The sequence below is a fragment of the Streptomyces sp. NPDC020731 genome (assembly GCF_044334705.1).
In the GTDB taxonomy this organism is placed as follows: domain Bacteria; phylum Actinomycetota; class Actinomycetes; order Streptomycetales; family Streptomycetaceae; genus Streptomyces.
Map to the genome: position 1 here is coordinate 168,300 of NZ_JBIRTN010000007.1, position 12,373 is coordinate 180,672.

The window sequence follows — 12,373 nt, forward strand, 5'->3', positions numbered from 1 at the left end:
CTCACACTAACGCTCCTGGTTGTAGGTGCTGTCAGAACCGAAGCCCTGACCGTTCGTTTCACTGCCCGCGCTGCGGCCCTTTTGGACACCGCGTCGCAGGTTGCTCAGCCTGCCCCGGACGTCCTCCGGGGCGCGGGAGACCTGGGGGCCTCCCTGAGGGGTGGTTTCGGCGGCTCCCTGGACCAGGTTGGCCTTGGGGACTCGCCGCGGCAGACCGGAGGAAGTCACTCCGCCGGCCTTGGGCTTCCGGAGCGACGATGCCTGCTGCCAGCGCTCGTCGTTCGCCGAACGCCAGCCGTTGTCGCCGTCACCTTCCGGAGTGGAAGCCTGCGGCTCCTGGTCCGCACGGTGTGCGCCGCCCGAGCCGTTCGCGCCGCCCGCGGTGGATCCGCGGCGGGGAAGCCCGGCGTCGGTCAGCGCGTGTGCGTCGGAGGCAGCCGGTCCCGAACGGTCGAAGCCTACGCTGTCCTGCTCACGTGCGTCAGCGGCCTGCGTATTTTCCGATTCCGGGGTCTGAGCAGGGTACTGGTCCGGGTAGCCGTTCCGGTAACCGTCCTGCTGCGGCCAGTCGTCCTCCTGGCGCCGTCCGGTGAAGGACGAGAAGGGGTCGGCGGCCCCCGCCGCCGCGTGACCGTCCTGGACCGGCTCCGGGTAGGAGGGGTCCGGGTAGCCGCCGTTGGACGAGAAGGCGTCGTTCTGCGGCGGCCGGCCGTCCGGCGCGTAGAACCCCTCGCCGTACGCCTGCTGCTGCGGATCCTCGTACGCCGTCCGCTGCCCGTTGTCGTACGCCTGCTGGTCGTACCCGGCGGTCTGCTGCTCCGGGTAGCCGCCGTCGAAGCCCTGGCCGTTGCCCTGGTAACCCTGGCCGTTGTCATAGCCCTGCGGGGCGGTGAACTCGTCCGGGTAGGCGGGCGTCTCCTGGGCGTTCGCGGCGGTCGGCTCGGGCTGCGCCTGGGACTCCAGGGCCGCCCGGCGCTCCTCGCGCATCAGGGAACGGCCGACCGGGTCCAGATCGCGGATGTCGTCCGGGACCTCCGTGTAACGGCTGTCGTCGAAGCCCAGCTCCGCGGCGGTGCGCAGCGGCTGCCGGTTGAAGTCCTCGCCCTGGAAGTTCTGCTCGGGGACGATCTGCTCGGGGATGATCTGCGAGACCGTGAACTCGTCGCGCTCCATCGGCTGTTCGCCGCCACCGCCGTGGGTGATCGCGTCCGGCAGCATGACCAGCGACGTGGTGCCGGCCTGCTCGCCCGAGGGGCGCAGCTGGACCCGGATGCCGTGCCGGTCGGACAGCCGGCCGACCACGAACAGGCCCATGCGCTGCGAGATCGCGACGTCCACGGTCGGCGGGTTGGCCAGCTTGTGGTTGATGTCCGCGAAGTCCTCGGCGGTGAGGCCGATGCCCTTGTCGTGGATCTCGACCATCACGCGGCCGTCGGGGAGACGGGTCGCGGTGACGCGGACCTTGGTCTGCGGGGAGGAGAACGTGGTGGCGTTCTCCAGGAGCTCGGCGAGCAGGTGCACGAGGTCGGTCACCGCGCGGCCGTGGATCTCGGCCTCGGGGACACCGGACAGCTCGATGCGCTCGTACTGCTCCACCTCGGAGGAGGCGGCGCGCAACACGTCGACCAGCGGCACCGGCTGGTCCCAGCGGCGGCCGGGCTCCTCACCGGCGAGGACGAGGAGGTTCTCGCCGTTGCGGCGCATACGGGTCGCGAGGTGGTCCAGGCGGAAGAGGTTCTCCAGCTGGTCCGGGTCGGCCTCGTTGTTCTCCAGGCCGGTGATCAGGGTCAGCTGGCCCTCGATCAGCGACTGGTTGCGGCGCGACAGGTTGGTGAAGATCGCGTTGATGTTGCCCCGCAGCAGCGCCTGCTCGGCGGCGAGCCGGACGGCCTCGCGGTGGACCTGGTCGAAGGCGCGGGCGACCTCGCCGATCTCGTCGGTGGAGGAGATCGGGATCGGCGCGACCTTGGTGTCGACCCGGCCGGGGTCGGTACGGGAGAGCTGGTCGACCAGCATCGGGAGGCGCTGCTCGGCGATGCCGAAGGCGGCGTTGCGCAGCTGGCGCATGGAGCGGCTCATCTGGCGGGCCACCATGCCGGCCAGGATGAACGCGGCGAGCAGGGCGATCACGACGGCGGCGCCGGTGATGAAGGCGTCGCGCTGGGCGTCGTCGGCGACCTGCGCGGCCTCGCTCACCGCGGAGTCGGTGAGGTCGGACTCGATCTCGCTGTAACCGTCGAACTTGAGGGTGTTCACGGCCCACCAGTTGGCGGGGGTGATGCCCTGGGCGGCCAGTTCGCCGCGCGCGGCCGCGTCCGTGGAGGGGAGCCGGCCCAGCTCGGAGATCATCGTCTCCGGCTTCGCGGGCGGCGCCACGTAGTCGGGGTCCTTCTGCTTGGCATCCCGGGCCATGGTCGTGCCCTCGGCCTGGATCCGCTGTGCCGTCTGCTCCAGCTTCTCCACGTCGGCCTCGGTGCCACCGCCCCTGTACTCCTCGATGGCGATGCGCTCGAGGTAGGCGTAGGAGGTGAGGGCGACGCGCTGGCTGGCGAGCTGGCTGTCGGTCGGGCCGGGCTTCACCAGCAGGTGCATGCCGATGGAGCGCTCCAGCGACAGCGCCGACTTGGTCAGCGAGATCGCGTAGACCGTACGTCCGTAGCTGGTGATGTTGCCGGTGCCGAGACCGAGGTCGTTGGCGAACTCCATCAGGGGGTGGGCGACGGTGACGTAACCCTCCTCGGTCGCGACACCCTTGAGCTTGGAGGTGTACGCCGCGGCGCGCAGCGCGGTCAGCTGGGGCTCGGCCGCGCGGAACAGCTCCATCCGGCGCTTCAGGCCGGGCTTGTCCGGCATGCTCCGCGCGGCCTCGTCGAAGGCGTCGGCGGCCTTGTCGGTCGCGGCGCGGGCCTTGGTGACGTCCGGGTCGTCCTTGCCCTTGCCCTGCAGCAGCGGGACCGCGGTGACGTCCCGCTCGTTGTAGAGGGCGTTGGCGTAGGTGAGGGAGGCACGCACCAGACGCGCGGTGTTCTCCGCGTCCTCGGCCTCGTTCCAGGTGTCGATCGAGCCCTTCACCTGGAAGCCGCCCATGACCAGACCGACCAGCACGGGTATGAGCAGGATCGCGTTCAGCTTGGTGGTCACCCGCCAGTTGCGCGGGGACAGGCTGCCTCCGCTCCTGGCGGGCGCGGCCGTCGGTTCGGGACCGGGCACGGGGGCGGGCGCCGCTGTGCGCGGCGGCGGCGTGAAGTTGCCCCGGGCCGACGGCTCGGGACTGTTCTTGCTTCGCCTCACTCGACCAACAACCTCTCGGCGGTCGGCACCATCGTTGTGCCGCTGTGTCTCAGAACCCGGTGTGCCATCGACTGTGGAGTACGTCTTTGACTAATGGGCAGTTCAGGCATTCCAGCATGCCGACCAGCGCTCTTCCAAACAGTGGAAGGCGGGGAATCCGAGTGATGTAAGCCCCAGATAAAACGGTCATAAAGAGCGAGCACCGGCAAAAGGCAGGCCGTCCGTGCGCGCAGCGGTACCGCGCGAACGCGTCGCGTGTCGACCTCCCTCGATTCCTCTGCCGAAACGTTATGAACACCGGGACCGGCCGTGTCAAAGGACACAGCCGACCCCGGTGTATCTACGACAACTGCTGTATGTCGCCTTTTGTTTCTCTCTACCTGAGACGCGCCATAAGGGCGTGCTCGACCAGTGTGATCAGCGCACTCTTCGCGTCCGCGCGGTGGCGGGCGTCCGTGGTGATGATCGGGGTGTCGGGGCCGATCTGCAGTGCCTCGCGCACCTCTTCCGGCTGGTAGGGCTGCTGGCCGTCGAAGCCGTTGAGGGCGACCACGAAGGGCAGCCCGCTGTTCTCGAAGTAGTCCACCGCCGGGAAGCAGTCCGCCAGCCGGCGGGTGTCCACCAGAACCACCGCGCCGATGGCGCCGCGCACCAGGTCGTCCCACATGAACCAGAAGCGGTCCTGGCCGGGCGTGCCGAACAGGTACAGGATCAGGTCCTGGTCCAGGGTGATACGGCCGAAGTCCATGGCCACCGTGGTGGTGGTCTTGCCCCCGGTGTGGGTGAGGTCGTCGATGCCTGCCGAGGCAGACGTCATGACGGCCTCCGTACGCAGCGGGTTGATCTCCGAGACGGCGCCGACGAACGTGGTCTTGCCCACGCCGAAGCCGCCCGCCACCACGATCTTCGCGGACGTGGTGGAACGGCTGTCGGAGACCGTCCCGCCGCTAGAGCTTGCGAAGTCCACTGAGCACCCTTTCGAGCAGTGTCACATCGGGGGCGCCGGTCGTCTCGTCGCCGCCCGGCTGGTGCACGGCGACGAGTCCCGCCTCCGCCAAATCGGCCACCAGGATCCGGGCAACACCCAGTGGCATGTTGAGCAGCGCCGAGACCTCGGCGACCGACTTCACCTCACGGCACAGATGGCAGATGCGCTGGTGCTCCGGAAGGAGCCCCATGAGCGCTGCCGGGTCGGCCGTCGTACTGATCAGTGCCTCGATGGCCAGCTGGTAACGCGGCCTGGTCCGGCCACCGGTCATCGCATAGGGACGCACAAGTGGCTGGTCGCCCTCGTCCTCGTACGGTTCCGCATACGGATCATGAGAGGCGGTGGGCGGGGTCATGGGTCCTCCGGGCGGGACAGCAAGTCGGTCAGTCAAGCCGTCTGACGGGGCCGGTGGGGGGAATGTGGCGGCCGGACGGTGATTTGGTGAGACGGGTGGTGCCGGGGCCGATCAGTGGAGCAGACTTCCTTGTAGTTCGGCGCGCAGGTCCGGGGTGAGGACCGCCCCCGCGCGGTCCACCAGGAGCGCCATTTCGTAGCCGACGAGGCCGATGTCGCACTCGGGGTGCGCGAGAACGGCCAGGGACGAGCCGTCCGAGACGGACATGAGGAAGAGGAATCCCCGCTCCATCTCGACGACCGTCTGGGCCACGTTGCCGCCTTCGAAGATCCGGGAGGCGCCGGCCGTCAGGGAGGTCAGTCCCGAAGCGACGGCCGCGAGCTGGTCCGCGCGGTCGCGCGGGAACCCCTCGGACAGTGCCAGCAGGAGGCCGTCGGCGGACACGACGACGGTGTGGGACACCCCGGGGGTGTTGTCCACGAAGTTGGTGATCAACCAGTTGAGGTTCTGTGCCGCCTGGCTCATCGGGCTCAACTAACGCTCCTGCTGGTGAGTGGGGTTCGGGAAGCTGCCGGTCTGGGTGGTACCGGCCTGACGACCCTGTGCGATACCCCGACGGAGATTGGTCAGCCGGCCGCGCACGTCATCGGGGGCGCGCGAGACCTGGGGACCGCTCTGGTGCTGTTGCTGCTGAGCCGTGCCCGGGACGAGGTTCGCCTTGGGCACCCGGCGCGGCAGGCCGGAGGTGGTGACGCCGCCCGCGGCCGGCTGCCGGACGCGTTCGGCCTGCCGGACCAGCTCGTCGTTGGGCGAGCTGCGCCAGGCGGTGGAAGCGGACCGCTGCGGGCCGGTGGGGCCCTGCGGCTGCTGCGGCTGCTGGGGTTGCTGTTGCTGCTGGGGTGCCGGAGCCGGGTCGTTGCCCTGCTCCTGTCCGCCGCCACCGTGGAACCAGTTGGTCTCCAGCGTGTCGTACAGCGGCGTACGGCCGTCGCCCGGGCCGGACGCGGGCGGCAGCGCCCACGCGTCGGACACCGCGCGCTCGTCGGGCCGCTGCGCGGAACCGCCGTTGCCCTGCTGCTCCGGGTGGACCGGCCGCTGCTGCGGGGCCGGCGGACGCGGGGCGCCCGGGCCGGCTCCGTGCATGCCGTTCGGCTGCGGACGCTCGTACTGGCCGGTGACGGCCGGGCCCGCGGTGTTCGGACGCTCCGGGAGGGAGTGACGGCCCGTGGCACCGTTGTCCTGGCCCGGCATCTGGAACTGGCCGGTGGAGCCGTTGTCGTAACCCTGCGGAGCGGGGAACTGGCCCGTCGCGGCCGGGTTCTGCCCGCCCGGACCGCCCTGCGGGGCGCCGAAGATGTCACCGCGGGTGTACTGGCCGGTGTTCTGGGCGCCGTTCGCACCGGGCTGGGTGTACTGGCCGGTGTTCTGGGTGCCGTTCATACCGGGCTGGGTGTACTGGCCCGTGTCCTGGGAACCGTTCGCACCGGGCCGGGCGTACTGGCCCGTGTTCTGCGGGGCATCGGCACCGGGGGCGCCGTAGGCGGGCGCACCGGGGTTCTGACGCTCGTCGAACCGGGGGATCTCCGCCGTCGCACCGGGGCCCTGCCGGTCGTCGAACCGGGGCATGGCCGAGGTCCGGGCGACGTCCGGCTCCTCGTGACCGCGCGGGGCGTCCAGAGAAGCACGCGGCACCGGCGGCTGGGCGTTCTCGTCGCTCCAGCTGGGCACGCGCGGCTGCTGCTGGTCACCGCCGGGCAGCTCCGGGCGCGCACCACCGCGCGGCGGCAGCTGCGGACGACGGCCGCGCTCGGGCTTTCCGCTGCCACGCTGCGGCGGCACCTGGCCGCGACCGCCACCGAAGGCGTCCTGCTCCTGCAGTCCGCCCGCACCCGCGGCCTGCATGCCCTGCGGGACACCGGGTGCCTGGCCACCGAAGCCGGCACCCGCACCGGCCGGAGCCGGACGGCCCTGCGGAGCCGGGCCGGGAGCACCCCGGTCGAACAGCGACGGCGTGGAGTTGCCCGGCTGACCCTGCGGCCCCCGCGCTCCGTCGGGCCGGCCCGCGCCGTCCCGCCCGGGCAGTGCGGCCCGCGGCCCCTGACCGGCACCGAGCAGGCCACCGCCGGACGCGCCGGCACCGAGAGCACCGCCCGCGGACTGACCGGCACCGGCGGCACGCCGTGCGGCCGCGGCACCCGCGGCCGCCTGCGCGGCGGCGGGGCCACCGCCACCCGCGCCCGGCTGACCCGGCTTGCCCTGCGGCTTCTTGCCGCCCTGGGCGACGTCGACGGGCAGCATGACCAGCGCGGTCGTACCACCGGAGTCGGACGGACGCAGCTGGATGCGGATGCCGTGGCGCTGCGACAGACGGCCGACCACGAACAGACCCATGCGGCGGGAGACGGAGACGTCCACGGTGGGCGGCGAGGCGAGCCGCTCGTTGATCGCCGCCAGGTCCTCCGGCGACAGACCGATACCGGTGTCGTGGATCTCGATCAGCACGCGACCGTCGGGCAGCGCGTGACCGGTGACCTTGACCTTGGTCTGCGGCGAGGAGAACGAGGTCGCGTTCTCCAGCAGCTCGGCGAGCAGGTGCACGAGGTCGTTGACCACGCGGCCGGCCACTTCGGTGCTCGGCACGGAGGACAGCTCGATGCGCTCGTACTGCTCCACCTCGGAGGCGGCGGCACGGAGGACGTCGACCAGCGGGACCGGACGGGTCCACCGGCGGCCGGGCTCCTCACCCGCGAGGACCAGCAGGTTCTCACCGTTACGGCGCATACGGGTGGCGAGGTGGTCCAGCTTGAACAGCGAGGAAAGCTGGTCCGGGTCGGCCTCGCGGGACTCCAGCTCGGAGATCAGCGACAGCTGGCGCTGGATCAGGCCCTGGGAGCGGCGCGAGAGGTTGGTGAACATCGCGTTGACGTTGCCCCGCAGAAGGGCCTGCTCGGCGGCGAGGCGGACCGCCTCGCGGTGCACGTCGTCGAAGGCCGCGGCCACCTTGCCGATCTCGTCCCGGGAGTGCACACCGACCGACTCCACGGACGTGTCGACGTCCTGCGGGTCGGACTCGGACAGCTGCTTGACCAGCTCGGGCAGCCGCTCCTGGGCGACCCTGGTGGCGGTCTCCTCCAGTCGGCGCAGCGAGCGGATCATGGAGCGGGCCACGACGAAGGCGCCGACCAGCGACACACCGAGCACGAGCAGGATCAGCACACCGGAGACGATCGCGTCGCGCTCGGTGGCGCTGCGCAGCTCACGGGCCTTCTGTTCCATGTCCTCGAGCAGCGTGAGCTCGATGTTCTTCATCTGCTGGATCTTGGTGGAGCTGTCGTCCAGCCAGTCGCGGTAGGACCGCTTGCTGACCGACGAGAGGCCGAACTCCGAGGCCAGGGCACGCCCGGCGTACTCGTCGGTGGCCTTGATCGTGCTGTTGCCCTCCTCGATCGGCAGCAGCAGCTCGGTGGCGGCGACATCGCCGTAGATGCTCTTGAAGCTGCGGATCTCGGACTTCTGGCTCGCCAGCGCCGACTCGGCGTAGAGCCGGTCGTTGTCGGAGAGTTCGCCCTTGGTGGTGTTGCTGGCGGGCAGCGCCGCGGCGAGGACCGCGCGCTGGATCGACGCGTACTCCTTGGCGGAGGAGAAGGACGCCAGGGCGCGGGTGCGCTGGATCATGTCGGGGTTGCTGGTCGCCTCCGCCATGTCCTGCGAGAGCTCGACCAGCTTCTCGATCAGACGGTGGTAACCCTCGACGGTCTGCGTGGAGTTCTTCTCCGACTGGAACGCCGTGTTGCGGATCTTCTCGAGCTCGCCCAGTTCACCGGCGAGCTGCACCAGGTTGTCGCGGACGCCCTTGAGGTTGCCGTCCTTGCTGGCGTCGTCGATCTCCTCGGAGCTGTCGATGAAGAGGTTGCGCGCCCGGTCGGTCTTCTCGCGGTAGCCCTTGACCGAGAAGTCGGTGGCCTTGCCGCCGTGTGCCAGCGGGCCGGCCGACTGGTCGCGCTCCTCCTGGAGCGCGTGGGCCAGTTCGGTGGCCTGCTTGGTCATGTCCGTCAGCAGCTTCATGTTGTCGAGCTGCTGGATGTCGTCCATCGACTGGTTGATACGCAGCGCGCCCAGCGAGGTGGCCGCGACCACCGGGAGGGCGAGCAGCGACACCAGACGGGTCGAGATGCGCCAGTTCCGCAGGGCTACTCGCGACCCCGGGCCGGTCGGGTTCTTCGGGGCGGCCGAGGCGGGGCTCGGCGCGGTGGCGCCGGACCCTTCACCGCCCTTCCCGGCCGCGTCCGGGCCCTGGATCTGGGCGTGCTGGGGCGAGGAGCTGACGGCCTTGGGGCCAGTCCCGCCCTGCGGCTCCGGCTCCGCCGAAGCGCTGCCATCCCTCTTGAAACGTCCCTGCACTAGCGTCGCAACCTCTGAACCAGGCACCCCTCCGCGTGAACGGCGAGGCACGGTGTCGGCGTCATAGGGGCGCCCTGAATACGCCCCCGTGGTGGTCGTGAGTGACCGGCGCTGGTTCCCCTCTTCTCGCCCGCCACTCGGCGCGTCTGTGCGCCCCCTGTGCGCCGGCTCGATCCTGCGGCGGTCCGTGGAATTCCAGCACAGTGCAGGATCTCCAACAAGGCCCACAGCCCTACCCGTGAGATACGTGACACCGCGTGAGTGACGAATCACCAGGGGTAGAAAGTGATCTCGTCCATAAGGGACGTATGCCCGCGAGTCGGTGGGGTGGTCCGGGTGTCCCAGTCGCCATGATCAGGAGCGGAATGATGGCTTCAGGGGGTGAATGTCCGATTCCACCTCGATGGAGCGCGAGTCGGAATGGGTGGTTTGTCCGGTACCTCGTGAGCAAACTCACACCCTGATCAAGGTCTTCGGCCACGGTCGGCGGGGAATTGCATGTTTAGCCTGACGCTTTACAGGGATGGCGAAACCGACAACCCGCGCCCTCGCCGGGGTCTCCGACCCCCTCCGGGCGCCCGTGAACAGGACAGGGTCAAGTAAACAGTGAAGACGACGACGATGTTCCACAAGATCGCCAACCCGCGGCGCACCACGCTGGCGCACCTGGACGGCGCCGATGAACTGCAGACTCCGGTCCAGCAGGAGCACACCGTCGACCTCCCGGCCCAGACCGCCAACCCCAAGCGCACCGTCCTCATGGAGATCCCGGTCGCGGCCGACGCCGCGCAGTGACACCGGTCCATACGCACACCGGCCGCGAAACACTCAAGGCCCACCGGACGAGGGGCGCCCCACGGCAACGGGGGCGCCCCTCGTCGTTGCGTGAGGCGAGGACCCCTGCGCGTTAGCCTGGAGCGTCAGACTTCAGCCGATCGGTCAAGGGGACAAGCATCCCGTGCGCATCGCCAGATTCTCCATCGACGGGAACGTCGCCTTCGGCGCGGTCGAGGGCGAGAGGCAGGACGAGCTCGTCCTGGACATCATCAAGGGCATCCCGTTCGCGGACTTCGAGCTCTCCGGCACCAAGGTCCCGGTGAGCAAGGTCAGGCTGCTGCCCCCGGTGCTGCCCAACAAGGTGGTGGCCTTCGGCCGCAACTACGCCGAACACGCCAGGGAACTCGGCAACGAGGTGCCCGACGCCCCGTTCGCCTTCTTCAAGCCCTCCACCTCGGTGATCGGCCCCGGCGACGAGATCCAGTACCCCTCCTTCTCCCAGGAGGTGCACCACGAGGCCGAGCTGGCCGTGGTCATCGGCCGGATGTGCCGCGAGGTCCCGCGCGAGCGCGTCAAGGACGTGGTCTTCGGCTACACCTGCGCCAACGACATCACCGCGCGCGACGTGCAGAAGCGCGAGAAGCAGTGGGCCCGGGCCAAGGGCTTCGACACCTCCTGCCCGCTCGGCCCCTGGGTGGAGACGGACATCGACATCGCCACCGCGGGCGACCTGACCATCCAGCTCACGGTCAACGGCGCCCAGCGCCAGCTCGGCCGCACCAGCGAGATGATCCACTCCATCGAGGACCTGATCGTCAACATCTCCGAGGCCATGACGCTGCTCCCGGGCGACGTCGTCCTCACGGGCACCCCGGCCGGCGTCGGCCCCCTCAACGTCGGCGACGAGGTCGCCGTCACCATCGAAGGCATCGGCACTCTCACCAACAAGGTTGTCAAGCGTGGCTAGCGCACCCGGCTCCTCCGTACGCGTCCGTTTCTGCCCGTCGCCCACCGGTAACCCCCATGTGGGCCTGGTCCGCACGGCCCTGTTCAACTGGGCGTTCGCCAAGCACCACGGCGGCACCCTGGTCTTCCGCATCGAGGACACCGACGCGGCCCGCGACTCCGAGGAGTCCTACGCCCAGCTGCTCGACTCGATGCGCTGGCTCGGCTTCGACTGGGACGAGGGCCCCGAGATCGGCGGCCCGCACGCCCCGTACCGGCAGTCGCAGCGCACGGACCTCTACAAGGACGTCGCGCAGAAGCTCCTCGACGCCGGTCACGCCTACCGCTGCTACTGCTCCCAGGAGGAGCTGGACAGCCGCCGCGAGGCCGCCCGCGCCGCCGGCAGGCCCTCCGGGTACGACGGCCACTGCCGCGAGCTGACCGACGCCCAGGTCGCGGAGTACCAGGCCCAGGGCCGCGAGCCGATCGTCCGCTTCCGGATGCCCGACGAGACGATCACCTTCACGGACCTGGTCCGCGGCGAGCTGACCTTCACCCCGGAGAACGTCCCGGACTACGGCATCGTCCGCGCCAACGGGGCCCCGCTGTACACGCTGGTCAACCCGGTCGACGACGCCCTGATGGAGATCACCCACGTCCTGCGCGGCGAGGACCTGCTCTCCTCCACCCCGCGCCAGATCGCCCTGTACAAGGCGCTGACCGAGCTGGGCATCGCCAAGCGGACCCCGGCCTTCGGCCACCTGCCGTACGTGATGGGCGAGGGCAACAAGAAGCTCTCCAAGCGTGACCCGGAGTCCTCCCTCAACCTGTACCGCGAGCGCGGCTTCCTCCCCGAGGGCCTGCTCAACTACCTCTCCCTGCTCGGCTGGTCGCTCTCCGCCGACCAGGACGTCTTCTCCGTCGACGAGATGATCGCGGCCTTCGACGTCGCCGACGTGCAGCCGAACCCGGCCCGCTTCGACCTGAAGAAGTGCGAGGCGATCAACGGCGACCACATCCGCATGCTGGACGTGAAGGACTTCACCGAGCGCTGCGCCCCCTGGCTCAAGGCCCCCTTCGCGCCCTGGGCCCCGGAGGCCTTCGACGAGGCCAAGTGGGAGGCCATCGCCCCGCACGCGCAGACCCGCCTCAAGGTCCTCTCCGAGATCACGGACAACGTCGACTTCCTGTTCCTGGCGGAGCCGGCCTTCGACGAGGCGTCCTGGAACAAGGCCATGAAGGAGGGCAGCGACGCCCTGCTCCGTACGGCCCGCGAGAAGCTGGAGGCGGCCGACTGGACGTCCCCGGACTCCCTCAAGGAGGCCGTCCTGGCCGCCGGCGAGACCCACGGCCTCAAGCTCGGCAAGGCCCAGGCCCCGGTCCGCGTCGCCGTCACCGGCCGCACGGTCGGTCTGCCGCTCTTCGAGTCCCTGGAGGTCCTGGGCAAGGAGAAGACGCTGGCGCGCGTCGACGCGGCGCTGGCGAAGCTGGCGGCGTAGTCCATAGGACGTTGAAGGGGCGGTGCCCGGACACTTCCGGGCACCGCCCCTGGCCTGATGCTGGATGAGCTGGATGAGCGGACCCCGGCCGCCGCACAGGCCGATGCGGCGGGCGAT

At 70.1% G+C, this 12,373-nt stretch carries 8 protein-coding genes; 3 read left to right on the plus strand and 5 right to left on the minus strand.

The window, feature by feature from the left end:
- Positions 1–6 precede the first annotated feature (6 nt).
- The 5 genes from ACH4VX_RS12975 to ACH4VX_RS12995 all read right to left on the minus strand — a co-directional run bounded on the left by ACH4VX_RS12975 (position 7) and on the right by ACH4VX_RS12995 (position 9,035).
- Positions 7–3,291: a nitrate- and nitrite sensing domain-containing protein gene (locus tag ACH4VX_RS12975; RefSeq protein ID WP_398367454.1), complete on the minus strand. Its 3,285-nt coding sequence runs from the start codon at positions 3,289–3,291 to the stop codon at positions 7–9.
- Positions 3,292–3,667: 376 nt separating this feature from the next.
- On the minus strand, positions 3,668–4,258 hold the full coding sequence (locus tag ACH4VX_RS12980) for a GTP-binding protein (protein WP_398367455.1): 591 nt from the start codon (positions 4,256–4,258) through the stop codon (positions 3,668–3,670).
- A complete protein-coding gene (locus ACH4VX_RS12985) occupies positions 4,239–4,634 on the minus strand; it encodes a DUF742 domain-containing protein (protein WP_004924977.1) in 396 nt (131 codons plus the stop codon). Before ACH4VX_RS12985 ends, ACH4VX_RS12980 begins: the two co-directional genes overlap by 20 nt.
- Before the next feature lie 111 nt (positions 4,635–4,745).
- Entirely contained in the window at positions 4,746–5,159 is a 414-nt protein-coding gene (locus ACH4VX_RS12990) for a roadblock/LC7 domain-containing protein (RefSeq protein WP_004983056.1), read from the minus strand.
- Positions 5,160–5,168: 9 nt separating this feature from the next.
- Positions 5,169–9,035 (minus strand): nitrate- and nitrite sensing domain-containing protein, encoded by a 3,867-nt coding sequence (locus ACH4VX_RS12995; RefSeq protein ID WP_398367456.1) that lies wholly within the window; start codon positions 9,033–9,035, stop codon positions 5,169–5,171.
- Between the two features lie 606 nt (positions 9,036–9,641).
- Here ACH4VX_RS12995 and ACH4VX_RS13000 point away from each other — a divergent pair.
- The 3 genes from ACH4VX_RS13000 (at position 9,642) to gltX (ending at position 12,256) form a co-directional block, all read left to right on the plus strand.
- A complete protein-coding gene (locus ACH4VX_RS13000) occupies positions 9,642–9,830 on the plus strand; it encodes a hypothetical protein (RefSeq protein WP_398367457.1) in 189 nt (62 codons plus the stop codon).
- Positions 9,831–9,993: 163 nt separating this feature from the next.
- A complete protein-coding gene (locus ACH4VX_RS13005) occupies positions 9,994–10,779 on the plus strand; it encodes a fumarylacetoacetate hydrolase family protein (protein ID WP_398367458.1) in 786 nt (261 codons plus the stop codon).
- Entirely contained in the window at positions 10,772–12,256 is a 1,485-nt protein-coding gene (gltX, locus tag ACH4VX_RS13010) for a glutamate--tRNA ligase (RefSeq protein ID WP_398367459.1), read from the plus strand. Before ACH4VX_RS13005 ends, gltX begins: the two co-directional genes overlap by 8 nt.
- Positions 12,257–12,373 lie beyond the last annotated feature (117 nt).